This is a genomic window from Microbacterium sp. CBA3102 (genome assembly GCF_007954505.1).
GTDB lineage: Bacteria > Actinomycetota > Actinomycetes > Actinomycetales > Microbacteriaceae > Microbacterium > Microbacterium aurugineum.
Map to the genome: position 1 here is coordinate 580675 of NZ_CP042412.1, position 21847 is coordinate 602521.

General features: G+C 69.8%; 27 protein-coding genes. 13 read left to right on the forward strand and 14 right to left on the reverse strand.

Translation table 11 applies throughout. From position 1 onward, the window contains the following. The first annotated feature begins 96 nt into the window (after nucleotides 1-96). The 3 genes from FGL91_RS02905 to FGL91_RS02915 are packed head-to-tail and all read left to right on the forward strand — an operon-like array spanning nucleotide 97 to nucleotide 1603. Nucleotides 97-753 (forward strand): hypothetical protein, encoded by a 657-nt coding sequence (locus FGL91_RS02905; RefSeq protein WP_153243021.1) that lies wholly within the window; start codon nucleotides 97-99, stop codon nucleotides 751-753. After that, nucleotides 750-1352 (forward strand): molybdopterin-dependent oxidoreductase, encoded by a 603-nt coding sequence (locus FGL91_RS02910; RefSeq protein ID WP_153243022.1) that lies wholly within the window; start codon nucleotides 750-752, stop codon nucleotides 1350-1352. The genes FGL91_RS02905 and FGL91_RS02910 overlap by 4 nt, the downstream gene beginning before the upstream one ends. Then, nucleotides 1352-1603 (forward strand): hypothetical protein, encoded by a 252-nt coding sequence (locus FGL91_RS02915; RefSeq protein ID WP_153243023.1) that lies wholly within the window; start codon nucleotides 1352-1354, stop codon nucleotides 1601-1603. Before FGL91_RS02910 ends, FGL91_RS02915 begins: the two co-directional genes overlap by 1 nt. Before the next feature lie 317 nt (nucleotides 1604-1920). Here the strand turns inward: FGL91_RS02915 and FGL91_RS02920 are convergent, their stop codons facing one another. The 5 genes from FGL91_RS02920 to FGL91_RS02940 all read right to left on the reverse strand — a co-directional run bounded on the left by FGL91_RS02920 (nucleotide 1921) and on the right by FGL91_RS02940 (nucleotide 4801). After that, nucleotides 1921-2280 carry an RES domain-containing protein gene (locus tag FGL91_RS02920; protein ID WP_153243024.1) on the reverse strand — a complete coding sequence of 120 codons (360 nt, stop codon included), beginning with the start codon at nucleotides 2278-2280 and terminating at the stop codon, nucleotides 1921-1923. Continuing rightward, nucleotides 2280-2666, reverse strand: coding sequence for a hypothetical protein (locus FGL91_RS02925; protein WP_131494181.1), 387 nt, complete (start codon nucleotides 2664-2666; stop codon nucleotides 2280-2282). Before FGL91_RS02925 ends, FGL91_RS02920 begins: the two co-directional genes overlap by 1 nt. Nucleotides 2667-2760: 94 nt before the next feature. Continuing rightward, on the reverse strand, nucleotides 2761-3444 hold the full coding sequence (locus FGL91_RS02930) for a class I SAM-dependent methyltransferase (protein WP_153243025.1): 684 nt from the start codon (nucleotides 3442-3444) through the stop codon (nucleotides 2761-2763). Further along, complete coding sequence (locus tag FGL91_RS02935) at nucleotides 3441-4142, reverse strand: TIGR04282 family arsenosugar biosynthesis glycosyltransferase (protein ID WP_153243026.1); 702 nt, start codon at nucleotides 4140-4142, stop codon at nucleotides 3441-3443. The genes FGL91_RS02930 and FGL91_RS02935 overlap by 4 nt, the downstream gene beginning before the upstream one ends. Then, on the reverse strand, nucleotides 4139-4801 hold the full coding sequence (locus FGL91_RS02940; RefSeq protein WP_047521044.1) for a glycosyltransferase family 2 protein: 663 nt from the start codon (nucleotides 4799-4801) through the stop codon (nucleotides 4139-4141). The genes FGL91_RS02935 and FGL91_RS02940 overlap by 4 nt, the downstream gene beginning before the upstream one ends. A 113-nt stretch (nucleotides 4802-4914) precedes the next feature. Between FGL91_RS02940 and FGL91_RS02945 the strand changes: the two genes are divergently transcribed. The 4 genes from FGL91_RS02945 (at nucleotide 4915) to FGL91_RS02960 (ending at nucleotide 8633) form a co-directional block, all read left to right on the forward strand. Then, a complete protein-coding gene (locus FGL91_RS02945; RefSeq protein ID WP_047521046.1) occupies nucleotides 4915-5643 on the forward strand; it encodes a response regulator transcription factor in 729 nt (242 codons plus the stop codon). Continuing rightward, nucleotides 5643-6779, forward strand: coding sequence for a sensor histidine kinase (locus tag FGL91_RS02950; protein WP_153243027.1), 1137 nt, complete (start codon nucleotides 5643-5645; stop codon nucleotides 6777-6779). Before FGL91_RS02945 ends, FGL91_RS02950 begins: the two co-directional genes overlap by 1 nt. A 41-nt stretch (nucleotides 6780-6820) precedes the next feature. Then, nucleotides 6821-8143 (forward strand): MATE family efflux transporter, encoded by a 1323-nt coding sequence (locus FGL91_RS02955; protein WP_134352385.1) that lies wholly within the window; start codon nucleotides 6821-6823, stop codon nucleotides 8141-8143. A 145-nt stretch (nucleotides 8144-8288) separates the two neighbouring features. After that, nucleotides 8289-8633: a hypothetical protein gene (locus tag FGL91_RS02960; protein ID WP_131494188.1), complete on the forward strand. Its 345-nt coding sequence runs from the start codon at nucleotides 8289-8291 to the stop codon at nucleotides 8631-8633. A 30-nt stretch (nucleotides 8634-8663) separates the two neighbouring features. Here the strand turns inward: FGL91_RS02960 and FGL91_RS02965 are convergent, their stop codons facing one another. Beyond that, complete coding sequence (locus tag FGL91_RS02965; RefSeq protein WP_227991828.1) at nucleotides 8664-9341, reverse strand: TrmH family RNA methyltransferase; 678 nt, start codon at nucleotides 9339-9341, stop codon at nucleotides 8664-8666. Between the two features lie 79 nt (nucleotides 9342-9420). Between FGL91_RS02965 and FGL91_RS02970 the strand changes: the two genes are divergently transcribed. The 6 genes from FGL91_RS02970 to FGL91_RS18840 all read left to right on the forward strand — a co-directional run bounded on the left by FGL91_RS02970 (nucleotide 9421) and on the right by FGL91_RS18840 (nucleotide 13336). Then, nucleotides 9421-10713 (forward strand): Nramp family divalent metal transporter, encoded by a 1293-nt coding sequence (locus tag FGL91_RS02970; protein ID WP_052193353.1) that lies wholly within the window; start codon nucleotides 9421-9423, stop codon nucleotides 10711-10713. 20 nt (nucleotides 10714-10733) lie between these two features. Beyond that, a complete protein-coding gene (locus FGL91_RS02975) occupies nucleotides 10734-11030 on the forward strand; it encodes a hypothetical protein (protein ID WP_131494190.1) in 297 nt (98 codons plus the stop codon). A 47-nt stretch (nucleotides 11031-11077) separates the two neighbouring features. Then, nucleotides 11078-11707: a metal-dependent transcriptional regulator gene (locus FGL91_RS02980; RefSeq protein WP_131494192.1), complete on the forward strand. Its 630-nt coding sequence runs from the start codon at nucleotides 11078-11080 to the stop codon at nucleotides 11705-11707. A 70-nt stretch (nucleotides 11708-11777) separates the two neighbouring features. Next, complete coding sequence (locus tag FGL91_RS02985) at nucleotides 11778-12590, forward strand: HAD-IIA family hydrolase (RefSeq protein ID WP_047521068.1); 813 nt, start codon at nucleotides 11778-11780, stop codon at nucleotides 12588-12590. Between the two features lie 3 nt (nucleotides 12591-12593). Then, nucleotides 12594-13172 (forward strand): YdeI/OmpD-associated family protein, encoded by a 579-nt coding sequence (locus FGL91_RS02990; RefSeq protein ID WP_153243028.1) that lies wholly within the window; start codon nucleotides 12594-12596, stop codon nucleotides 13170-13172. Further along, complete coding sequence (locus FGL91_RS18840) at nucleotides 13169-13336, forward strand: hypothetical protein (RefSeq protein ID WP_165875499.1); 168 nt, start codon at nucleotides 13169-13171, stop codon at nucleotides 13334-13336. The genes FGL91_RS02990 and FGL91_RS18840 overlap by 4 nt, the downstream gene beginning before the upstream one ends. Nucleotides 13337-13496: 160 nt before the next feature. On the opposite strand, the gene FGL91_RS02995 is transcribed toward FGL91_RS18840, so the two are convergent. From FGL91_RS02995 to FGL91_RS03030, 8 genes are read right to left on the reverse strand one after another with little or no spacing between them, the layout of a single operon-like run. Next, complete coding sequence (locus tag FGL91_RS02995) at nucleotides 13497-15125, reverse strand: ABC transporter ATP-binding protein (RefSeq protein WP_131494196.1); 1629 nt, start codon at nucleotides 15123-15125, stop codon at nucleotides 13497-13499. After that, entirely contained in the window at nucleotides 15122-16207 is a 1086-nt protein-coding gene (locus FGL91_RS03000; protein ID WP_153243029.1) for a serine hydrolase domain-containing protein, read from the reverse strand. Before FGL91_RS03000 ends, FGL91_RS02995 begins: the two co-directional genes overlap by 4 nt. Continuing rightward, nucleotides 16204-17367, reverse strand: a complete 1164-nt coding sequence (locus FGL91_RS03005; protein ID WP_153243030.1) for an enolase C-terminal domain-like protein — start codon at nucleotides 17365-17367, stop codon at nucleotides 16204-16206. The genes FGL91_RS03000 and FGL91_RS03005 overlap by 4 nt, the downstream gene beginning before the upstream one ends. Continuing rightward, the gene (locus tag FGL91_RS03010) at nucleotides 17364-17867 is read right to left on the reverse strand and encodes a GNAT family N-acetyltransferase (RefSeq protein WP_194239299.1); all 504 of its coding nucleotides are present in this window, start codon (nucleotides 17865-17867) and stop codon (nucleotides 17364-17366) included. Before FGL91_RS03010 ends, FGL91_RS03005 begins: the two co-directional genes overlap by 4 nt. Continuing rightward, the gene (locus tag FGL91_RS03015) at nucleotides 17864-19054 is read right to left on the reverse strand and encodes an anhydro-N-acetylmuramic acid kinase (RefSeq protein WP_153243032.1); all 1191 of its coding nucleotides are present in this window, start codon (nucleotides 19052-19054) and stop codon (nucleotides 17864-17866) included. Before FGL91_RS03015 ends, FGL91_RS03010 begins: the two co-directional genes overlap by 4 nt. Further along, nucleotides 19054-19959, reverse strand: a complete 906-nt coding sequence (murQ, locus tag FGL91_RS03020; RefSeq protein WP_153243033.1) for an N-acetylmuramic acid 6-phosphate etherase — start codon at nucleotides 19957-19959, stop codon at nucleotides 19054-19056. Before murQ ends, FGL91_RS03015 begins: the two co-directional genes overlap by 1 nt. Beyond that, nucleotides 19956-20843, reverse strand: a complete 888-nt coding sequence (locus FGL91_RS03025) for an ABC transporter permease (RefSeq protein WP_052193357.1) — start codon at nucleotides 20841-20843, stop codon at nucleotides 19956-19958. The genes murQ and FGL91_RS03025 overlap by 4 nt, the downstream gene beginning before the upstream one ends. Continuing rightward, nucleotides 20840-21811, reverse strand: coding sequence for an ABC transporter permease (locus FGL91_RS03030; protein WP_047521078.1), 972 nt, complete (start codon nucleotides 21809-21811; stop codon nucleotides 20840-20842). The genes FGL91_RS03025 and FGL91_RS03030 overlap by 4 nt, the downstream gene beginning before the upstream one ends. Between the last annotated feature and the right edge of the window lie 36 nt (nucleotides 21812-21847).

The following is a 21847-nucleotide window of genomic DNA, read 5'->3' on the forward strand; positions in this document are numbered from 1 at the left end:
GCGGAGTCGGCATACCGGCACCCCATTTCCTTACACCCCGATGACAGGTTCCCGATCCGCCCGCGTCCGGGCACGCCCGGTCCGCATACTGAGGACATGCGCGACGACCACTCGACCGGTTCGGTGACCGAACGGCTCTCCGTCGCGCTCCAGGATCGGTCGGAACGTGCGCAGCGAGCCCTGGGCTCCCCCCTGCGCACGACCCGGATGGCCGTCGTCATCGGCAGACTGCTCGGTCTCGCCTTCCTCGTGTGCTTCGTCACCGGCCTGTACAGCCACCTGCAGCAGGATCCGCTGCCCTGGCTGACGCTGCCGACGCGCCCGATCCACCTCTATGCCTGGAATCAGGGGATCCACGTCGTCGCGGGGTCGATGCTCATCCCGCTGCTCCTGGCGAAGCTGTGGATCGTGTTCCCGAAGCTCTTCGCCTGGCCTCCGGTACGCAGCTTCCCGCATCTGCTGGAGCGCCTGAGCCTGGCGGTGCTGGTGGCCGCCGCGCTGATGGAACCGATCACCGGGGTGCTCAACACCCTGCAGTGGTATCCGTGGGACTTCTCCTTCCGCCGCACGCACTTCGCGCTGGCCTGGGTCCTCATCGGGGCGATGGCCGTGCACATCGCGGTGCACCTCCCCGCGATCGTCACCGCCTGGCGCGCAGACCCGGACGATGACGATGCCGATGCCCCCTCCGATTCCGATGCCCGCTCCGATTCCGATGCCCCGTCCGATTCCGAAGGGACGGCGACGCGATGACCGCGCCCCTCTCCCGCCGCCGCTTCCTGGCCGGGGTCGGCGGCGCCTCCGCACTGTTCGGCGCCGCGGCGCTCGCCCACGCGGTCACGCCCATCGGCCCGTTCAGCCTGCGGGAGCCCCGCGCCCGCGCCGACAGCCCCCAGGATCTGCCCGTCAACCGTTCCGCGCGGCAGGCCGCTGTGACGGCGCTCGCCCTCGACCCGGAGTGGACGCTGACGGTCGCCGGCGTCGGGATGACCCGCGCCTTCACAGCGGCCGGACTCGAAGCCCTGCCGCAACGCACGGTCCGGCTCCCGATCGCCTGCGTCGAGGGGTGGACGGTCGACGCGTCCTGGACGGGTGTCCGCCTGCGGGATCTCCTCGCCACCGTCGACGCGCCCGACGACGCCACGATCCGCTTCCGCAGCCTGCAGCAGCGCGGCGCCTTCCGAGCCACCACGATGCCGCCTCAGTATGTCGGCGACCCTCTCACGCTGGTCGCCCTCCAGCTCAACGGGGAGCGCCTCGACCTCGACCACGGCTATCCGGCGCGCGTCATCGCCCCCGGGCGGCCCGGCGTGCTGCAGACCAAGTGGCTGTCCTCGATCGAGGTGGTGTGATGAGGGCCGGCAGAATCGCGCTCGCAGCCGTCGGGGTCGCCCTGCTGCTGTGGGGAGCCTGGCTGATGCTCTCCGCACAGGACTTCGCTCAGCTGTTCAGCGTCGCGGTCTGGCTGCTCGCCGTCGTCGTCGTGCATGACGGCCTTCTGACCGTCGTCAGCGCCGTGCGCCATCGCCTGCGGCCCCGGACCGCGACAACGGCACCCCGCGGGCACGTCGTCACTCGCGAGACGGATCCGGCAGACGGGTGAGGCTCACGAACGCCCGCCCCGACGTTGCGCTGATCAAGGCGCGCTCCCGCATCATGAGTCACGCCAGGTGAGGCCGTGGAGTTCCATCGCTTGAATCAGGTTCACATCGTCGGTGTCGACGATCCGAGAACTGATCTGATGGAGATGCCGACTCGCGGGGTCATCGCCGGGGCGCTCGAAGATCGCCCACAGCGCCAGGTCGTCACCGTGGCGAGAGCCGAATCGGACACCCTCCGCAATCGGCACTCCATCTTCACGTGTGAGGGCGTAGAAATCGACGGTCAGGCGGTGTGTGAGCTCTCGCGGGTACGCACGTTTCAGAGCTGCGGCGTCGAAGTCATCGAAGCCGAGCGACAGCGCAAGCCGCACATACTGCGGACGAAGCGCGGCGATCGTGGCGTCGGGAATTCGGCCACGTCTTGGGGGTCTTCGACGATGCCTTTGAGCATGTCGGAGCCATCCTCGTTCACATCGGGCCGCGAGTAGGCGAGCAACTCGACGAAGCACCCGAATGCAGAGTCAGCTGCATAGGTCGTGCGGAAGGCAACGTCAGGGTCGTCCCAGCGCGCGTTGCCGGCGTACCGCGGGTCGATCCATGCCCACGGGTCTGGCGCTCGGCCCACGCGCCAGATTGTCGCGCCGCCCGCTTCGACCAGCTGCAGCTCGGGTGCGGCCATCAGGCACCGACGAAGCTCTTGGCCGCGTTGAGCACTCGTGCCATTCCCTCGTCGGTGCGATCCTCGTGGAGCACCCGAGCCGGTGAGAGATCGCCCAGCTGCGGGTTCATCCCCTGGAACCAGGTCGCGGCGACACCGTCACCCTCACTCCGGTCGATAAGAGTCGCGACCTGGAATGCCAGCCGCAGTCGACGTTCCGTGTTCGCCGTAGGCATGCGGTCACCATCAGCCCACGAGCGCACCGCACGTGTCTCGGTGACGTTGGCAATGTAGGCGACGAGCTTCGCGCCGAGTCGCTCACGCAGATCTGACACGATCTGCGGCACCCCTTGGCGGATCGAGTCATTGAAAGCAGCGAGCTTGGTGGCCTCGATGGTTGCGGACATGACCTTAGGATACCAGCGATGCCATCAAAGATGGCATACGTGATCTCAGCTTAGATCCCAACCAAGAAAGCTGGATAAAGCGGCGGACCGGCCGTCACTCGTGACACGGATCCGGCAGACGGGTGAGGCTCACGAACGCCCTCCCCGACAGTGTCCACGTCTCGATGATCTGCAACCCCGTCCCGTGCACCCGATCGCGGAGTGCCGTCGCTCCGATCTCGTACCACGGGAAGGGCGAGCTCGATCGGCCGTCGATGTCGACGACGGTCGCCTGATACCCCCGGTCCCGCGTCGGGTGCGGATCGACTTCGACGATCACACGTCCCCCCGGACCGACGATCTGCCCGCACCGGGCGAGCAGTGCGTCCGGCTCGCCCCCGATGCCGATGTTCCCGTCCAGGAGCAGCAGCGTGCCCCAGGAGCCCTCCTGCGGCAGCGGATCGAACACGGAACGCTGCAGCGCGGGCAGGCCCTGCTGCCTGGCGTGCTCGACGGCGGACATCGCGACGTCGACCCCCAGCCCGAGGTGTCCGGCCACGATCGCGGCGTGGAGTATCCGCCCCGGCCCGCATCCGACATCGAGCACGGGCCCTCGGATCCGGGCGATCACCGAGTCGTCGGCAGCGTCCGCGGCGGCGAGGAAACGACCGACCTCGACCCGATGCTCGGTTCCCTCCCCGAGTTCGATCAGGCGCAGCATCCCTCCCCCGTTGCGCAGGGCGAAGTCGTAGGGCGCATCGCCTCCGGCGCCGAAGTGCGCGGCGGTCGCGTTGCTCATCCTCGCCCGTTCCCTTCGCCCGCGCGGCCGACGGCAGCCGTGGCCTCGAAGACATCCGAGAAGCGGGGAAGCAGGCCGGCGAGATGCCCCTGCGGAGACAGAACGGCCGCGACCTCCCGCAGCGAGGCGAGATCGTCGATGTCCGTGAGAGGAGGGGCGTCGCGCACGCGGAGCCACATCCGTACCAGGCGTCGGCGCTGATGCGCCCCGGTGTCCGACACCGACATCGGCACACCGCGGACGAGGTCCCCGCGCGAGCACGATCCCAACCGTCCGGGGCGAAGATCGTCGATCCCGAGGAGCCAGAAGCCTCCGTCGGTGGCCGGTCCGATCCAGGCGTCGACGTCTTCCGGCCAGTCATCGGCGAGTGCGCGCAGCAGCATCGGATCCAGCTGAGGGGTGTCCATGCCGACCAGGAGCACCCTCCCGGGAACGGAGTCCAGCGCTGCGCCGATCCGCTCGTCCAGCCCGCCCGAGACCTGGGGGATGACCCGGAAGCCCGCGGGAACGGATACGTCTCCCTGCCCGCAGACGACGACCGGGAGCCCGGTCGCCCCCACTGCGTCGAGCGTGTCGGCGAGGCTCGCCTGTGCGATGTCCGCCGCCTCCTCCAGCGTGAAGGGCGGATGCAGCCGGGTCTTGACCTTTCCCGGCAGACACTCCTTCGCCATCACGATGATCGTCGTCTCGGCGTTCATGCGAGCCTCCTCAAAGTGCGGTGCATATCCGACACCGCGATCAGGGTGCCCCGGACGGTTCCGGTGACCTTCGACCGGCCGGTCCGCGGGCGGTAGGAGACATCGGTCTCGCCGATGCGCAGCCCCTTCCGCCAGGCACGCAGCAGGAGTTCGAGGGGATAGCCGCTGCGCCGATCCTCCATCCCGAGGTCGAGGAGCATCTCGCGACGCCCGGCCCGGAACGGACCGAGATCGTGCATCGAGAGCCCGGTACGCCGACGCACCATCGACAGCAGCACCGTGTTCGCGAATCGCGCATGGATCGGCCACGCCCCTCGCCCACCGACACGGCGACGCCCGAACATGAGGTCGCTCTCGCCTCGATGCACGGGGCCCGCGAGCCGATCGAGCTCGGTCAGGTCGAACGATCCGTCGGCGTCGCAGAAGGCGACGACGGGTGCCGTGGCCGCACGCAGTCCGGCATGCACAGCGGAGCCGTACCCGCGCCGTGGCTCCTGGATCACCAGCGCTCCGAGACGACGCGCGATCTCCGCCGACCCGTCGGTGGAGCCGTTGTCGACGACGATCGCCCGCGCACCGGAGGGAAGGGCAGCCAGCACCCCGGGCAGCGCCTCCGCCTCATTCAGACAGGGGAAGACGACGTCGGTGGGAAAGGCCATATCGCGACGCTAGAGAAGATGTCCCCCCGGCGACATCCGTCAACTCTTACGAACCGAGGAAGGTTGCCCTCCGAGCGGGTGACGGGGAGGACCTCCGAACCTACGATGAGAGCATGTCCGCGCCGTCCGTTCCGCCTCCGCACCTCGCGGAACTCGCCGACCGCCGGGTGCTCGTGATCGAGGACGATGCGACGGTGAGCGAGGTCGTGCAGGCGTATCTGCGCGCCGCGGGGTACCTCGTCGATCACGCCACCGACAGCTTCACCGGTCTGGCATCGGCCGCGGCGAGCGCTCCCGACCTGATCGTTCTCGACCGGATGCTCCCCGGAATCGACGGCGCCGAGGTGTGCCGGCGGATCCGGGCCGCCTCGGACGTCCCGATCATCATGCTCACGGCCCTCGGCTCGGAGGAGGACCGCATCGACGGCCTGGAAGCCGGTGCCGATGACTACGTGGTCAAGCCCTTCTCTCCCCGGGAACTGGTCCTCCGCGTGAACTCGGTGCTGCGCCGGAGCCTTCCCGAATTCGCGCGGGAGGCTCCGTTCGACCTCGGCCCCTTCCACCTCGATCCCTCGGCCAGGATCGTCACTCGGGACGGCGTGCCGCTCGAGCTGTCGGTGCGCGAGTTCGAACTGTTCGCGTTCTTCCTCAAGCACCCGCGGCAGACGTTCGATCGGCCCACGCTGCTGCGTCGGGTCTGGGGATGGGAGATCGGAGACCTCTCGACGGTCACGGTCACCACCCGGCGACTTCGGGAGAAGATCGAAGACGACCCCGGATCCCCCACGGTTCTCGTGACGGTGTGGGGCGTGGGGTACCGCCTCGAATGGGAGGACCGCTGATGCCGTTCGCCGATGTCGTCACGATCGCAGCCATCGCTCTCGGATGGGCTCTCCTCGTCGGAGGGGCCGGCCTGCTCGCGCTGTGGCTGCTGCGCCGGCGCTCACTGATGCTGCAGCTGTGCATCGTGATCCTCGCCGTGGTGCTGTCCTTCGCCGCCGGGGTGCTCGCGGTCGCCGAGGCGATGTACATCTCTCCCCACGACCTTCTCGTCGTGGTCGTGGTGACCGCCATCTCCGCCGTCGTCGCGGTCGCCGTCGCCGTGCTGCTCGCGGCCCGGCTCGTCCGCGACGCCCGCTCGCTGCAGAGGCTCACACATTCGATCGGTGAGGGCGAACTGCTCGAGGACACGGGCGCCCTCCCCGTGAACACGGAGTTCGCCCGCGTGGCCGCCGAACTCGTCTCGACCAGTGAACGACTCGCGGCGGCACGCGAGGAGGTGCAGCTCCTCGATCGTTCGCGGCGCGAGCTGATCGCGTGGATCTCGCACGACCTGCGCAGTCCTCTCGCCGGGCTGCGGGCGATGACGGAAGCACTGGATGACGGCCTCGCCGAGGACCCTGCCCGCTTCCATCGTCAGATGCGCCGCCAGGTCGACCACATGAGCGACCTCGTCGACAACCTGTTCGAGGTCTCGAAGATCTCGTCCGGCACCCTGACCCTCCGTCTCGAACCGATGTCCCTGCACGATCTGGTCAGTGACGCGGTCGCCGAGCTGGCGCCGGTCGCCCGGGCGAAGGACGTGGCACTCGTCGAGCTGACCAGCCCGGATCACACCGTCGTCGGTGACGCGCGCGAGCTCGCCCGCGTGATGACCAATCTGCTCGCCAACGCGATCGAGCACACACCGGCCGGAGGGACGATCCGCATCAGGACCAGCCGCGAAGACGACGCGATGGTGCTCTCGGTTCAGGACACCGGCTCGGGCATCGCCCACGAGAACCTGACGAGCGTCTTCGAACCGGGGTGGCGGGGCACCGACGCGCGAACGCCCGGCACGAGCGTCCACGGCACGAGCGGTGCCGGTCTCGGGCTCGCGATCGCGCGCGGCATCGTCGAGGCGCACAACGGGGTGATCAGCGCGCACAACGCCGACGGAGGGTCGCGGTTCGACATCCGCTTGCCCGTGGGCGCCTGAGTCGGGCGGACGAGGTCCGTGCCAGGTCATAGGCTCGGAGGATGACCGCGCGCACCTCCCTCAACCGAGAGATCCTGCGCCTGGCCGTTCCTGCTCTCGGCGCGCTGGTCGCGGAGCCGGCCTTCCTGATCGTCGACGCCGCGCTGGTCGGACATCTCGGCACGACTCCGCTCGCCGGGCTCGGCATCGCCGCGGCCGTGCTGCAGACGATCGTCGGACTCATGGTCTTCCTGGCCTACTCGACCACGCCGGCGGTGGCGCGTCGCTTCGGCGCAGGTCAGCCGGGTGAGGCCGTGTCGGTCGGCATCAACGGGATGTGGCTCGCCCTCGGACTGGGAGCCGTCCTCGCGGTGATCGGCGCCGTCTCCTCGCCCTGGCTCGTATCGCTCTTCGGCGCGAGCGAGGCCGTCGCCGCACAGGCCAACGAATACCTCGTGATCTCGATGTGGGGTCTCCCCGCGATGCTGATCGTGTTCGCGGCGACCGGGTTGCTCCGGGGCATGCAGGACACCATGACGCCGCTCTGGATCGCAGGGCTCGGCTTCGGCGCGAACGCCCTGCTGAACTGGCTGTTCATCTACGGACTCGGCTGGGGCATCGCGGGCTCGGCCGCCGGAACCGTGACCGCGCAGTGGGGGATGGTGGCCGCCTACGCCCTGGTGGTCCGCCACCTGGCCACGCGCCACAGCGCCTCGCTCCGCGCGCAGCGCGCCGGCATCCGCAGCACGGCCACGTCGGGCGGCTGGTTGTTCCTGCGCACTGTGAGCCTGCGTGTCGCGCTGCTCGCGACGGTGGGGATCGCGACCGGGATCGGGACCGATGAACTGGCCGGGTGGCAGATCGTGTTCACGATCTTCTCGGCTGCGGCCTTCGCTCTCGACGCACTCGCGATCGCCGCGCAGGCGTTGATCGGCAAGGAACTCGGTGCCGGCGACGAGCGACAGGTGCACCGGGTGCTGGCACGGACGGTGGCGTGGGGTGCGTGGTTCGGCGTGATCGTCGGCGGGCTGATCGCCGCCCTCTCCGGGGTGCTCGGCATCGTGTTCACCGGCGACGCCGAGGTCGCCGCTCTCGTGCAGCCGGCGCTGCTCGTGCTCGCCGTCGCCCAGCCCATCGCAGGAGTCGTCTTCGTGCTCGACGGGGTGCTCATGGGCGCGAACGATGCGCGGTACCTCGCGATCGCCGGTGGCGTGAACCTCGTGCCGTTCCTGCCGGCACTGTGGATCATCTCCGCGGTCGGCGTCGACGGATCCGCGGGCCTCGTCTGGCTGGCCGTGGCTTTCTTCGGCGTCTATCTGCTCGCCCGGCTCGGCACCCTCGGCTGGCGCGTGCGCTCAGGGCGCTGGCTCACCGCGTCGGCGTGATCCCGGATGCCGGTTCCGCGGCTGAGCTGACTGCACAGACTGCCGCGAGAACGACTTCTCCACAATCGCTGAGTTCCCCGGAATACTAGGCCTCCGTTCCCTGGCGCCTCGACGATCATCGAGGAACAATGAAGGGATGTTGGGGATGACGGAACCACAGGTCTGGACACTGATCGGTGTCTTCGCCGCAGCCATGTTCGGAACGCTCACGCTCATGTCGACGATGTTCCTGCGAACGATGCAGAACGGCTTCGACGGCGTGCGCACCGAGCTGAAGAACGAGTTCGCCAGCGTGCGCACGGAGTTCAGGAACGAGTTCGCCAGCGTCCGGACCGAATTCAGGAACGAGTTCGCCAGCGTGCGCACCGAGTCGGGCACCGAGTTCAGCGGCGTGCGCACCGAGATCCGGGCCATCCACGAGCGCATCGATCACCTCGACCGGGACGTCAGCGCGATCTATCGCCACATCTTCGGCATCGACCGCGGCTGACGACTGCTCGACGGTCGTCGTCGCGACGGCTCAGCCGGCGTAACGGCGGCACCACTCGTACATGATCACGGCCGCCGCAGCGCTGGCGTTGATCGAACGCGTCGAGCCGTACTGGGTGATCTCGATGTGCGCGGAGGCCGCGGCGAGCGCTTCGCTGGACAATCCCGGCCCCTCCTGACCGAAGAGCAGGACGCAGCGGAGCGGGAGATCTGCCTTGTCGACGGGGACGGCACCGTCGACGTTGTCGACCGCGATGATCGGAAGCCCTTCGGCCGCAGCCCACGCCGCGAAGGTCTCGACGTCTTCGTGGTGCACGACGTGCTGGTAGCGATCGGTCACCATCGCCCCGCGCTTGTTCCACCGTCGGCGACCGATGATGTGCACAGTGTCGGCGAGGAAGGCGTTGGCGCTGCGCACGATCGACCCGATGTTCATATCGTGCTGCCAGTTCTCGATGGCGACGTGGAACGGATGCCGCTGGGTGTCGAGGTCGGTCACGATCGCCTCCATCCGCCAGTAGCGGTAGCGGTCGATCACGTTGCGGGTGTCGCCCTCCGCCAAGAGGACGGGGTCGTACTGCTCCCCCTCGGGCCAGGCCTCCGCACCGCCCGGCCAGGGCCCGACGCCGTAGCCGGGTTGGCCGATGGAGCCCGTCGCCGCGGCCGCCGAAAGGTCCGGTGTCGTGCGGTCCGCCGAGGCATCATCCATCCCGCCAGGCTATCGCCGCCTCTGCGGAGCCGGCACCGAGGACTTTTAGGCGTACCGAAAAATACGCTACGGTTTCGGTGTGCCTAAAAATTCTGTGCTTCCGGGAACCACGAAGGATCTGACCCCGGCGACCGCGCCCCGCGGGCTGTGGCTGCTCGGACCCGCCCTCGTCGCCGGGGTCGCCTACCTCGACCCGGGAAACGTCGCGAGCAACATGACGGCGGGCGCCCAGTACGGCTACCTGTTGGTCTGGGTCGTCGTCGCCGGCAACGTCATGGCCTGGCTCATCCAGTATCTCTCCGCGAAACTGGGGGTCGTCACGGGGCAGAGCCTTCCCGAGGTGCTGGGCACACGCCTGCGCCGCCCGTGGGCACGCCGGGCGTACTGGGTGCAGGCCGAACTCGTCGCGATGGCCACCGATCTCGCGGAGATCATCGGCGGGGCGGTCGCCCTGAACCTGCTCTTCGACGTACCCCTGCTGCTCGGCGGCCTGATCACGGGCGCCGTCTCGATGATCCTCCTCACGGTGCAGAACCGTCGTGGCGCACGTCCGTTCGAGTTCGTGATCATCGGACTGATGGCCATCATCACGATCGGCTTCGTCGCCGGTGTGTTCGTGGCTCCGCCGGATCCGGCAGGGATCCTGGGCGGCATGGTGCCGCGCTTCGAGGACACCGGATCCGTGCTGCTGGCAGCCTCGATCCTCGGGGCGACGATCATGCCGCACGCGATCTACGCGCACTCCTCCCTCGCCCGCGACCGTTTCGGGGCGACGACCGCGCACGCCGGCGACGAAGCCGTGCGCACCGAGAGCTCGCGCATCCGTCGGCTCCTCACCGCCACCCGCTGGGACGTCTCGGTCGCGATGGTGATCGCAGGTTCGGTCAACCTCTGCATCCTTCTGCTCGCCGCCGCGAACCTGGCGGGGGTCGAAGGCACCGACTCGCTCGAGGGGGCGCACGCCGCCCTCGCCGCCGGCCTCGGACCGGTCGTCGCCACGTTCTTCGCGGTCGGCCTGCTCGCTTCCGGTCTCGCCTCGACGTCGGTCGGCGCCTACGCGGGAGCCGAGATCATGCACGGCCTGCTGCACGTGCGCGTCCCCCTGCTCGCACGGCGACTGGTGACGCTGATCCCCGCTCTCGTGATCCTCGGGATCGGTTTCGATCCGACGCTCGCCCTCGTCCTCAGTCAGGTGGTGCTGTCCTTCGGGATCCCGTTCGCCCTGATTCCGCTGGTCGTGCTCACGGCACAGCGACGGACCCTCGGCGCCTGGGTCAATCGACGGTGGACGACAGCAGCCGGCATCGTGGCCTCGGTGCTGCTGATCGCACTGAACGGCGCCCTGCTCTGGCTGGTGCTGACGGGAGCCTGAGCCCGGATAGGCTCGGAGGCATGTCTGCCGAGAGCGCTCGCCGCACCGTCCGCATCCTCACCTGGACCGGCTTCGCGACCGGCATCATCGGTGGGCTGCTGATCGCCTTCCCGAAGGTCATCGGGCCCGCCAGCCCCTGGGTGCAGCTGGCCCTCGGCGTGGCCACCCTCGTGCTCGCGTTCCGTGCCCGCAAGGTCGGCATCGACGAGGTCGAGGGGTTCGACGGCCGGCTCTCGCTGGCCGCCGCCCTCCTCGGATTCCTCGTCCTGTTCTTCGCGGGGCAGGCGGCGTTCATCTTCCTGAGCGCCCTGGGCTGACCTCCGTCGCTGCCTGGGCGCGGGAGAGCACCGCGTAGGCTGGTCGGGTGGCCTCCCCCGCAGCTGACGACTATCTGAAGACCGTCTACGCGCACACCGAGTGGCAGGATGCGCCGATCACCCCGTCGGTGCTCGCCGCGAAGCTCGGCATCGCCCCCTCGTCGGTCACCGAGATGGTTAAGAAGCTCGCTGCCGCGGGGCTCGTCTCGCACGTGCCCTACGGCGCGGTGCGGCTGACGGAGGCCGGCACAGCCCGCGCCCTCGCGATGGTGCGCCGACACCGGCTGGTCGAGACCTGGCTGGTGCAGGAGTTCGACTACGGCTGGGACGAGGTGCACGACGAGGCCGAGGTGCTCGAACACACCATCAGCGACCGACTGCTGGAAGGCATCGACGCCCGCCTCGGACGCCCCCGCTTCGACCCGCACGGCGATGCGATCCCCGATGTCGACGGGCACGTGGAGCGGGTGCCGTTCGTGCTTCTGGCCGATGCCGCGGTCGGACACACGGGACGCGTGCTGCGGGTGAGCGACCAGGATCCGGAAGTGCTCCGCGCCGTCGAGGCCGCGGGCATCGCGGTCGGCGTCGAGGTCACGGTGACCGCCGCCGGTGTGTCTGTCGACGGCACCGACGCCGAGGTCGCGCACGCCGCGGACGTGATCTGGCTCACCGCCTGAACCGATCTGTTGCGGCACCCCTCTGCCACACGGACATGTGCCGGCAACCCTCGCCCTCTAGGCTGTGCACATGGCACAACGTGACGACATCGAATGCTGGCTCACCGACATGGACGGTGTGCTCGTCCATGAGAACGACGCCATTCCCGGGGCGTCCGAACTGCTCGCCGGGTGGGAGAGCGCAGGCATCCCGTACCTGGTGCTCACCAACAACTCGATCTTCACCGCGCGCGACCTGTCGGCACGCCTCCGCATCAGCGGACTGCACGTGCCCGAGGAGCGCATCTGGACCTCGGCCCTCGCCACCGCCGACTTCCTGAAGCAGCAGCTGCCCGGTGGCTCGGCGTTCGTGATCGGCGAGGCCGGCATCCTCACCGCCCTGCACGACGCCGGCTTCATCATGACCGAGACGAACCCCGACTTCGTGGTCGTCGGCGAGACGCGCAACTACTCGTTCGAGGCGATCACGAAGGCGATCCGCCTCATCATCGGCGGCGCGCGGTTCATCGTCACGAACCCGGATGCCACGGGTCCGAGCACCGACGGACCGCTCCCGGCCACCGGTGCGATCGCGGCCCTCATCACCAAGGCCACCGGCAAGGAGCCCTACGTCGTCGGCAAGCCGAACCCGATGATGTTCCGGTCGGCGCTGAACAAGATCGGCGCGCACTCGAAGCGCACCGGCATGATCGGCGACCGGATGGACACCGACGTCGTGGCCGGCATCGAGGCGGGCCTGCACACCGTCCTGGTCCTCACCGGGATCAGCGACCAGGCCGAGGTCGAGAAGTACCCGTTCCGCCCCGATGAGATCGTGCAGTCCGTGGCCGACCTGCTGCCGCGGATCACCGAGACGATCCCGACGGTGAAGACGAAGAAGTAGCCCATGGGCGCACTGGAAGACGGCGAGCGGATTCGGGCGGCCGATGCGGTCGCCTGGCGCACCTGGCTCCAGGAGAACCACGAGCGGACCACGGGCGTCTGGCTGTTGAGCGTGCGGGCCGCCGCCGACGGTGTCGAGTACGAGGACGCCGTGCGGCATGCGCTCTGCTTCGGATGGATCGACGGCCCGGTGCGCGTGTTCGGCGAGGGAACGGACGAGCGCGCCGTCGGACAGTGGTTCTCGCCTCGCCGCCCCGGCAGCGGATGGGCGGCGACGAACAAGGCTCGGATCGCGGAGCTCGAGGCGGAGGGGCTGCTCGCCCCGGCCGGGATCCGTGCGCTGGAGACGGCGAAGGCGAATGGCTCCTGGACCGTGCTCGACGGCCCCGAGGCCGGGATCGAGCCGGACGAGTTCGCCGCCGCCCTCGATGCCGTCCCCGCTGCGCGCGAGAACTGGGACGCGTTCCCGAAGTCGGTGAAGAAGTTCGGTCTCACGCACATCGCGATGGCCAAGCGCCCGGAGACCCGGTCGGCCCGCATCGCCAAGATCGTGGCGGATGCCGCGGAGGGGAAGCGACCATGAACCAGAACGACCTGCTGTTCCTCGTGGTCTTCCTGATCCTGCTCAGCTCGCTGACCGTGTTCATCGTGCAGTTCGTGCGCTCCCGCCGTGGTCGCGGCGGCTCGGACGACGGCCGTGCGGGCTGGTGGGAAGGCCCCTGGGACGACGACGACCGCAAGCGCTGAGCCGCGTCCCCGCGCCTGCCCGTCTGCCGCCCCGCCCGTGAGCCGTCCGGAGCAGATGTCGGGAGATTTCACGGATGTCGGGCGGATGAAGGGCATTCGCCCGACATCCGCCCATCCTCCCGACATGTGAACCGACGACAGGCGTGACATCTGCTCCTGCTCAGGACGCCAGCGACGCCCCGGGGATCGCGGCGAGCAGTTCCCGCGTGTACGGATGCTGCGGGTCGTCAAAGATGCGCTCCGGCGTGCCGCTCTCCACCACGACACCGCGCTGCATGACGTGCACCTCGTCGGAGATCATCCGCACGACGGCGAGATCGTGGCTGATGAACAGGTAGCTCAGGCCCAGGCGCTTCTGCAGGTCGGCGAGCAGATCGAGGATCTGCGCCTGCACCAGCACGTCGAGCGCCGACACCGCTTCGTCGAGCACCACGAGCTCGGGCTCGAGCGCCAGGGCGCGGGCGATCGCGACGCGCTGACGCTGTCCGCCCGACAGCTCGTGGGGCAAACGCTCGGCCATCGCCGCGGGGAGGGCGACCTGTTCCAGCAGCTCGAGCACCCGTGCCTTGCGGGACGCCGTCGTGCCGATGCGGTGGACACGCAGCGGCTCGGCGATCGACTGCTCGACGGTGTAGCGGGGGTCGAGTGAGGCGTAGGGGTTCTGGAAGACGGGCTGCACCCGACGGCGCAGGGCGAACAGCTCCTTGCGACGGAGAGTGGTCAGGTCGAGCCCGTCGAACAGGATTGATCCCGACGTGGCGTCTTCGAGGCCGAGCACCATGTTCGCGGTGGTCGACTTGCCGGACCCCGACTCCCCCACGATCGACACCGTGGTGCCCCGCCGGATCTCGAAGCTCACCCCGTCGACCGCGGTGAACGTCTGCGGTTCCCCCGCTTTGGGGGCGCGGAGCGCGAACTCCTTGCGGAGGCCACGGATCTCCACGAACGGAGTGCCCGTGGCGGCCTCGCGCTGCGGCAGGGCATCCCGGCGGGACGCGAGGCTGGGCGCCGCGGCGAGCAGCTGCTTGGTGTACTCGTGCTGCGGGGCGCCGAGGACCTGGGCGGACGTCCCCTCCTCCACCACCCGGCCACGGAACATGACGACGATGCGGTCGGCGCGCTCGGCGGCGAGGGCCAGGTCGTGGGTGATCAGGAAGACCGCGGTGCCGAGCTCATCCGTGAGCGTGTCGAGCTGGTCGAGGATGCGCCGCTGGACCGTCACGTCGAGAGCGGAGGTGGGCTCGTCGGCGATGAGCAGGCGCGGCTTGCAGGCGAGACCCATCGCGATCAGCACGCGCTGCCGCATACCCCCGGAGAACTCGTGCGGGTACTGGTGAGCGCGCTGCGCGGCGTCCGCGATCCCCACCATCTCCAGAAGCTCGACGACCCGGGCCTTCGTGGCGTCTCCGTGCGTGTGGCCGTGCACCTCGAGGGCCTCGCCGATCTGCTCGCCCACGCGCATGAGCGGGTTGAGGTTCGACATCGGATCCTGCGGCACGAGACCGATCCCCGCGCCGCGCAGCGAGATCATCGCGTTCTCGGGCAGATCGGTCAGCTCGCGCCCGTCGAAGCGGATGCTCCCGGCTGTGATCGAGCCGTTCTCCGGCAGCAGGCGGTTGACCGCCGCGGCGGTGGTCGACTTGCCCGATCCCGACTCGCCCACGACCGCGACGGTCTCACCGGCGGCGATGTCGATGTTGACGTCGCTGATCGCGGTGACCAGCTCGGAACCGGTCCGGAAGGCGACGGCGAGACCGCTGATGCTCAGCACGGGCTCGGTGATGCTCATGATGTTCTCGTTCCTTCGTTGTCGTCCAGGAGGGCGGGGAGCACCGCGCGCCAGAGCGCCTCGGTCGGTGCGGGTTCGGGGGCGAAGAGGCGGGTGCTCAGCAGCACCGCGGCGGTGCCGGTGTTCGGGACGATCCCGAGGGCACAGCCCGTGAAGCCGGGGTGCCAGAGCACGCGGGTCGGCCGGCCGGCGACGGCGACCGTGTCGCTGCGCCACCCCAGCGCCTGTCCGGCATCCGGTCCGTCGCGGAAGAGCTCGGCGACGTCGTCCGGGCCCCACAGCGCGGGATGGCGCTCGGGCGCGGCGAGCGCCGCCCCCAAGGTCAGCAGGTCGGTCGCGGTGCTGAACAGCCCCGCGTGGCCGGAGACGCCACCGAGAGCATGGAAGCAGTTGCCGTCGTTCACGACGCCGGTGATCTCCTCCTCGCGCCAGGTGAAGTCCCGCACCGCGGTGAGGATCGGGTAGGGCTCCCCCGTGGCGACCATGCGGCGTTCGGCGACGTCACCGATCGCGGACGAGGCGACGGGCCGACCGGCGGGTCCGTATGCCGTGCGATCCAGGCCGAGGGGCGCGGTGACGAGCTCGCGGACGGCGGCGTCCAGAGGTAACCGGGTGACCGCCGCGATGATGCGGCCCAGGAGCATGAAGCCGAGGTCGGAGTAGTGGCGGGCGTCGTCGAGGGCGTATCGCAGCGGGATGGCATCCGCCGCGGCGGCGGGGTCGCCGGCGTGCGCACGGTCGAGGTAGAGAGGCTGCCACTCCCACAGGCCGGCGCGGTGCTGCAGGAGGTGGCGCACGGTCGTTCCCGGAGCGCACGCGGTCCCGGAGACGAAACGGTCGACCGGATCGTCGAAGCGCAGGTCGCCCCGGCTGACCAGTCTGAGGATCGCTGTCGTCGTCGCCGCGACCTTCGAGACCGAGGCGATGTCGAACGCGGTCTCAGTGGTCATCGGGGTTCCGGCGAGGTCGGCCAGGCCGCCGGCCGCGACCTCACGCCCCGCCTCGGTCACGGCGCCCGCGACGACTCCGCGCGGGGCGGGCTCCATCCCGAGCACGGCGGCGACGGCGGCGGCGGCGGTCATGCGCGCACCTCCGCACCGCGGCCGAGGTCGAGGTCGAGGTCGAGGAGGATGTCGGTCTGTGCGTCGGATGCGAGCCCCAGGATGCCCAGCCCTGTGCCCGCCCCGAGCGCCAGCACCTCACCGGACGGGGCGACCCCGCCCACCACGGGTGAGCGACGCAGCCAGGACGCCGCGTCCAGGTCGTGCACGACATCGGGAGCGACGGCCGCTGCGAGGTGGGCTGCGGCACTCACTCCGACGTGGGACTCCATCATGCAGCCGATCACGACCCCCAGCCCTGCCTCTCGCGCGGCCTCCGCGGCAGCGATCGCCTCGGCCGGACCGCCCGTCTTGGCGAGCTTGATGTTCACGAGGGCGGCGGCTCCCCGATCGGCGATCACGCGCACGTCCTCGGCCGTCCGGACCGACTCGTCGGCCATGATCGGGGTGTCGACGGCCGCCGTCACCGCGGCGAGCGCGTCGAGGTCGTGGGCGGCGACCGGCTGCTCGACGAGTTCGAGCCCGAGGTCCGCGTCCTCGGCGGTACGGATCAGGCGGATCGCGGTCTCGGCGTCCCAGGCCTGGTTCGCGTCGATGCGCAGGGTGATGTCGGGCCCGACAGCCGCGCGGACGGCCCGCAGTGCGGCCACGATGTCGTGCGCGGCCGAGGCCTTGAGCTTGAGGCAGCCGAAGCCTGCGGTGACGTACTCCTCAGAAAGCGTCGCCACCGCCTCCGGCTCTCCCACGGACAGGGTCATGTCGGTGCGGACGTGCGACGTTCGTGAGGAGTTGTGCACCGCGTGCGCGCGAGAGAGGCCGGCCACGAGCGAGACCTCCTGCTGCTGGGAGGCGAGATCGGCGACCGCGCACTCGACAGCGCTGCGGGCGGCCGCATTGCCCCAGATCGACCGCGCGATGTCCCCCGGGAGCCCGGCGTCGCCGGCATCGCGACCGAGCACGGCGTCGGCGAGCGGACCTGCGACCGCGGCGGCGACGCTCTGCGGACTCTCCCCCGTGACACGCCAGCTCGTGGCGGCTTCCCCGTATCCGCGGCGCCCCTCCGCATCGGTCGCCTCGACCAGCACGACGTCGAGACGGTCCGTCTGCCGCACGGCCGTGATGAACGGGCGCACCAGCGGTGACGACACCCGGAGCACGCGCAGACGCACCACGGCGCTCATGTCCACTCCTTGCGCATGCGCTGCTCGGGCTCGCCGAACTCCGGCTGCGTGCGGGTGGCCCCATCCGGATGCCAGCCGTTCGCCTCGTAGAAACCGATCGACGGCGCATTCGCTGCGAACACCCACAGTGTCGCGGCTTCGGCCCCGGCCTCCCGCAGCTCTGCCGTCGCCCGGGTCAGCAACGCTCCACCGATGCCGCCGCCGTGGGCACGGGGCGACACGTACAGGGAGTGCACCGCCCCGTCGATCCGCCCGTCGGTGTTCGACGTCGCCGCGTACCGGGTGATCCCGACGATCCCGCCGTCCCGCTCGGCCACGAGCACGATGCCCACCGGGTCGGAGAGCACCCGCCGCCACAGCGCCTCCGCGCGCGCGTCGGTCATGGCGTCGATCGCCGCATCGGGGAGGACGCCGCGGTAGCTCTCCCGCCAGCAGGCGAGGAACACCTCGAGCACCCCGGACAGGTCGTCCGGGGTGGCGGGGCGCACCTGGAGGGTCACGATGTCGCGGCCTCCGTGAGCACGAGGGAGTCGATGGCGGCGACGGGTTCCGGCATCTGCAGCGGACCGACGCCCGGGGTGATCGTGCCCAGGATGCGCGGCTCGCGAGCACCGGTGCCGCCCGGGACGATCGCGGGGACGCCGTGCATCGTGGACCAGCCGATCAGGGCGAGGAGGATCGCCTCCTTGCTGTCGGCCGCAGCCCCCAGTTCGTCGGCCAGCACGACCTCGGTCGCGGGCAGGGCGGCGCGCAGTCCATCGAGGATCAGCGGGTTGCGGCAGCCGCCGCCCGACACGGCGAGGAACCCGATGCCCGCGGCCTCCACGTCGCGTGCGACCGTGCGGACGGTGAGCTCGGTCAGTGTCCGCACGACATCCGCCACCGCGATCTCGCGCCCCTGCGCGGCGAGGTGCTCGTGCACGTAGCCGAGGTGGAAGTGTTCCTTGCCCGTGCTCTTGGGCGGGGTGAGCGCGTAGTAGGGGTCTTCGAGCAGAGCGGCCAGCAGCGTCTCGTCGACCTGCCCGGTGCGGGCGATCGCGGCGTCGTCGTCGTAGCCGAGCGGGTTGAGGTCGTGCTCCACGATGACCGCGTCGACGAGTGCGTTCGCGGGGCCGATGTCGTAGGCGACTAGGCCGTCCTGCCTCACCACCGTCATGTTCGAGATGCCGCCCAGGTTCAGGGCGGCGGACACCCCGGCGCGTGAGCGCAGCAGCAGCTCATCGAGGAACGACACCAGCGGCGCACCGTGGCCACCGACGGTGATGTCGCGGATGCGGATGTCGGAGACCACGGGGGCACCCACCTTCTCCGCGATCCAGGCGGGCTGCCCGATCTGCAGGGTGCCGCGCGCGTGCGCGCCGTCGACCCAGTGGTACACGGTCTGTCCGTGCGAGCAGACCGCGTCGATGCCCCCCACTTCTGCGGCGATGTCGGCCGCGACGTCGGCGAATGCCTGACCGATGAGCGTGTCGAGCTCCGCGACCTCGGCGAGCGTCGTCTGCGCCGGCGGCAGCGCCGCGATCAGCCGCGACCGCAGTTCGGGGGCATACGGCACACTGGTCGCCGCGAGCACCGTGCCGCGCAGGTCCACGCCGTGCGCGGTGAAGCCGCCACTGGTCGTGAAGTCGACGACGGCGGCATCGATCCCGTCGTGCGAGGTGCCGGAGATCAGTCCGAGGACGCGCATCAGTTCTCCTCCAGTGCGGTGCGCAGCCGGCCGTCGGCGGCATGCAGTCGTGCGGTCGCCGCCGGGAGATCCTCCCCGCGGCGGATCATGATCGACGCGAGCTTCACGTCGTAGGCGGCCGATTCCAGAGCGGCCAGCGCCGCGTCCCGGTCGACCGCCGCGATGGTCTGCACCATCCGGATGGCCCGCTCACGCAGCTTGTGGTTGGTGGCCTTCACATCCACCATCAGGTTGCCGTACGCCTTGCCGTTTCGCACCATCGAGATGGTCGAGAACATGTTCAGCACGAGCTTCTGGGCCGTGCCCGACTTGAGCCGCGTCGAGCCGGAGAGCACCTCGGGGCCGACCTCGACCTCGATCCCGTGCTCCGCCGCGGCACTGAGCGCGGTGCCGACATTGCACGAGAGACCGATGCTGAGCGCTCCGAGCTCGCGCGCACGGCGGACGGCCGCGATCACATAGGGCGTGCGTCCGCTGGAGGCGATGCCGATCACGGTGTCGAGCGGACCGATGCCGGCCGCGTCGATCGCTGCAGCACCCGCGTCCGCGTCATCCTCCGCACCCTCGACGGGGTTCACGATCGCGCCGGGGCCCCCGGCCATGATCGCGAAGACGAGCTCCGGCGGCGTGCTGAACGTGGGCGGGCACTCCGAGGCGTCGAGCACACCGATGCGTCCGGGGGTTCCCGCGCCGACGTAGACCAGGCGGCCCCCCTGCGCCATGCGAGCGGCCGTCTCCTCGATGGCGGGCACGATCTGCGGCAGGGCGCGCTGCACCGCGGCGGGCACGGTGGCGTCCGCCTCGTTCATGGTCTGCGCGAGTTCCGCCACGCTCATCAGGTCGAGTTCCGCATAGCGCGGATCGCTGGCTTCCGTGGCCAGCCCGCCGAGATCCTCCCGGGTCATCGCTTTCCTCTGTTCCGGGGGTCGAGACTGTCGCGCAGCCCGTCACCGAGCAGGTTCAGGCCGACGACGAGGAGCACCACGATCACACCGGGCGCGATCATCGTCCACGGCGCGATCGTCACGAGCGTGCGCGCCTCGAAGATCATCGAGCCGAGCGATGGGGCGGGCGGCGGCGTGCCGAGACCGAGGAAGCTCAGCGAGGCCTCGGTGAGCACGGCCCACGACAGGGAGAGCGTGACCTGCACGATGATGATCGACGTGATGTTCGGCAGCACGTGCCGGAACATGGTCGCCATGCGACTCTGACCCGTGCTCTTGGCCGCCTTGACGTACTCGACCTCGCGCAGCGACAGCACGGGTCCGCGGGTGACGCGGATGAAGATCGGCACGTACACGATCGCGATGGCCACGGCGATCGTGAACCAGTTGCGGTCGAACACAGACGCGAGCGACAGGGCCAGCAGCAGCGGCGGGAACGCGAACAGCACGTTGGTCACCGCCGTGATCGCGCCGTCGGAGATGCCGCGGTAGAAGCCGGCGATGAGTCCGCACACGGTTCCGACGACGGTGGCGAAGGCCACCGCGACCACCGAGATCAGCGCCGAGTTGGCGACACCGGCGGCCACGCGGGAGAACACGTCGCGACCGAACTGATCGGTGCCGAACCAGTGCACGGCGGACGGCGGCTGCAGGCGGGACGGCGGATCCTGCGCGAGCGGGTCGAACGGCAGCAGCCCGAACGCCGAGACGAGGCTCAGCACCGCCAGCAGGACGACGATGATGAGGCCCGTGAGTCCACTGCGACTGCGCAGCAGGAGACGCACGCGCTCCATGCTGCGCCCGCCGCCGGGGGCGAGGGTCGGAGTCTGAGAGATGTCGGTCATGCGGCACGCACCCGAGGATCGATGACCCGGTAGAGCAGGTCGGTGAGCAGGTTGACGATGACGAAGGCGAGCGCGATCACGAGGACGGTGCTCTGCACGAGTGCGTATTCCTTCTGCTGGATGCCGAGGAGCACCTGTCGCCCGATGCCGGGGAGCGAGAAGATCTGCTCCACCACCACGGCGCCGCCGAGGAGGTAGCCGAACTGCAGGCCGGTCATCGTGACGATGGGAACCAGGGCGTTGCCGAGCACGTGACGCACCTGCAGCCGCCGCGGCGGGACGCCCTTCGCCCTGGCCGTGCGGATGAAGTCGTTGGCGCGGATCTCGAGCACCGCGGTGCGGGTCGTGCGCATGATCGGCGCGGCGATGCCGAAGCCGAGCACGATCGAGGGCAGCAGCATCTGCTGGAGGTTCAGCAGCGGGTCCTCGAACAGCGTGGCGTAGGCCTGACCGTTCGGGTTGAAGCCGAACGAGGAGGCGAGGATCGCCAGGAGCGCCGTCCCGAGCAGGAACGCGGGGATCGAGAGACCGGCGAGGCCGACGACCTGTCCGACGCCGTCGCGGAACGAGTCGGGCTTCGAGGCGGAGAGCATTCCGAGGGGGATGCCGATGGCCAGGGCGATCACGATCGAGAAGATCGCGAGCTCGAAGGTGACGGGAAGAGCGGCGGCGGTGAGATCGAGGACGCTCGTCTGTGCCCGAGAGGAGAACCCGAGGTTTCCGGTGAAGATGTTGCCCAACCAGGAGAAGAACTGCACGAAGAGCGGCTGGTCGAGCCCGTAGTAGGCCTCGAGGGCTGCGCGTTGCGACGGCGTGAGGGCGGCCGCCTCCGTGCCGAGGCCGGAGCTGATCTGATCGCCGGGGATGGCCCGCAGCATCAGGAAGACGAAGATGGCGACGCCGAGGAGCGTGCCGAGTGCGGCGACGATGCGTCGCAGCACGCTGTTGCGGAGGAGCTGTCTGAACATGCGCGTGTGGGGGTGCCTGTCGTCGGGGAGGGAGGG

Coding starts and splice junctions, on each gene's coding strand:
- FGL91_RS03030 (WP_047521078.1), bottom strand. CDS start 21,811: ATGTTCAGACAGCTCCTCCGCAACAGCGTGCTGCGACGCATCGTCGCC.
- FGL91_RS02915 (WP_153243023.1), top strand. CDS start 1,352: ATGAGGGCCGGCAGAATCGCGCTCGCAGCCGTCGGGGTCGCCCTGCTG.
- FGL91_RS03000 (WP_153243029.1), bottom strand. CDS start 16,207: ATGACCGCCGCCGCCGCCGTCGCCGCCGTGCTCGGGATGGAGCCCGCC.
- FGL91_RS03025 (WP_052193357.1), bottom strand. CDS start 20,843: ATGACCGACATCTCTCAGACTCCGACCCTCGCCCCCGGCGGCGGGCGC.
- FGL91_RS18840 (WP_165875499.1), top strand. CDS start 13,169: ATGAACCAGAACGACCTGCTGTTCCTCGTGGTCTTCCTGATCCTGCTC.
- FGL91_RS03015 (WP_153243032.1), bottom strand. CDS start 19,054: ATGCGCGTCCTCGGACTGATCTCCGGCACCTCGCACGACGGGATCGAT.
- FGL91_RS02955 (WP_134352385.1), top strand. CDS start 6,821: ATGACCGCGCGCACCTCCCTCAACCGAGAGATCCTGCGCCTGGCCGTT.
- FGL91_RS02935 (WP_153243026.1), bottom strand. CDS start 4,142: ATGAACGCCGAGACGACGATCATCGTGATGGCGAAGGAGTGTCTGCCG.
- FGL91_RS02985 (WP_047521068.1), top strand. CDS start 11,778: ATGGCACAACGTGACGACATCGAATGCTGGCTCACCGACATGGACGGT.
- FGL91_RS03005 (WP_153243030.1), bottom strand. CDS start 17,367: ATGAGCGCCGTGGTGCGTCTGCGCGTGCTCCGGGTGTCGTCACCGCTG.
- FGL91_RS02920 (WP_153243024.1), bottom strand. CDS start 2,280: ATGGCCGCACCCGAGCTGCAGCTGGTCGAAGCGGGCGGCGCGACAATC.
- FGL91_RS02945 (WP_047521046.1), top strand. CDS start 4,915: ATGTCCGCGCCGTCCGTTCCGCCTCCGCACCTCGCGGAACTCGCCGAC.
- murQ (WP_153243033.1), bottom strand. CDS start 19,959: ATGACCCGGGAGGATCTCGGCGGGCTGGCCACGGAAGCCAGCGATCCG.
- FGL91_RS02990 (WP_153243028.1), top strand. CDS start 12,594: ATGGGCGCACTGGAAGACGGCGAGCGGATTCGGGCGGCCGATGCGGTC.
- FGL91_RS02975 (WP_131494190.1), top strand. CDS start 10,734: ATGTCTGCCGAGAGCGCTCGCCGCACCGTCCGCATCCTCACCTGGACC.
- FGL91_RS02910 (WP_153243022.1), top strand. CDS start 750: ATGACCGCGCCCCTCTCCCGCCGCCGCTTCCTGGCCGGGGTCGGCGGC.
- FGL91_RS02905 (WP_153243021.1), top strand. CDS start 97: ATGCGCGACGACCACTCGACCGGTTCGGTGACCGAACGGCTCTCCGTC.
- FGL91_RS02940 (WP_047521044.1), bottom strand. CDS start 4,801: ATGGCCTTTCCCACCGACGTCGTCTTCCCCTGTCTGAATGAGGCGGAG.
- FGL91_RS02950 (WP_153243027.1), top strand. CDS start 5,643: ATGCCGTTCGCCGATGTCGTCACGATCGCAGCCATCGCTCTCGGATGG.
- FGL91_RS02965 (WP_227991828.1), bottom strand. CDS start 9,341: ATGGATGATGCCTCGGCGGACCGCACGACACCGGACCTTTCGGCGGCC.
- FGL91_RS02930 (WP_153243025.1), bottom strand. CDS start 3,444: ATGAGCAACGCGACCGCCGCGCACTTCGGCGCCGGAGGCGATGCGCCC.
- FGL91_RS02960 (WP_131494188.1), top strand. CDS start 8,289: ATGACGGAACCACAGGTCTGGACACTGATCGGTGTCTTCGCCGCAGCC.
- FGL91_RS02995 (WP_131494196.1), bottom strand. CDS start 15,125: ATGAGCATCACCGAGCCCGTGCTGAGCATCAGCGGTCTCGCCGTCGCC.
- FGL91_RS02925 (WP_131494181.1), bottom strand. CDS start 2,666: ATGTCCGCAACCATCGAGGCCACCAAGCTCGCTGCTTTCAATGACTCG.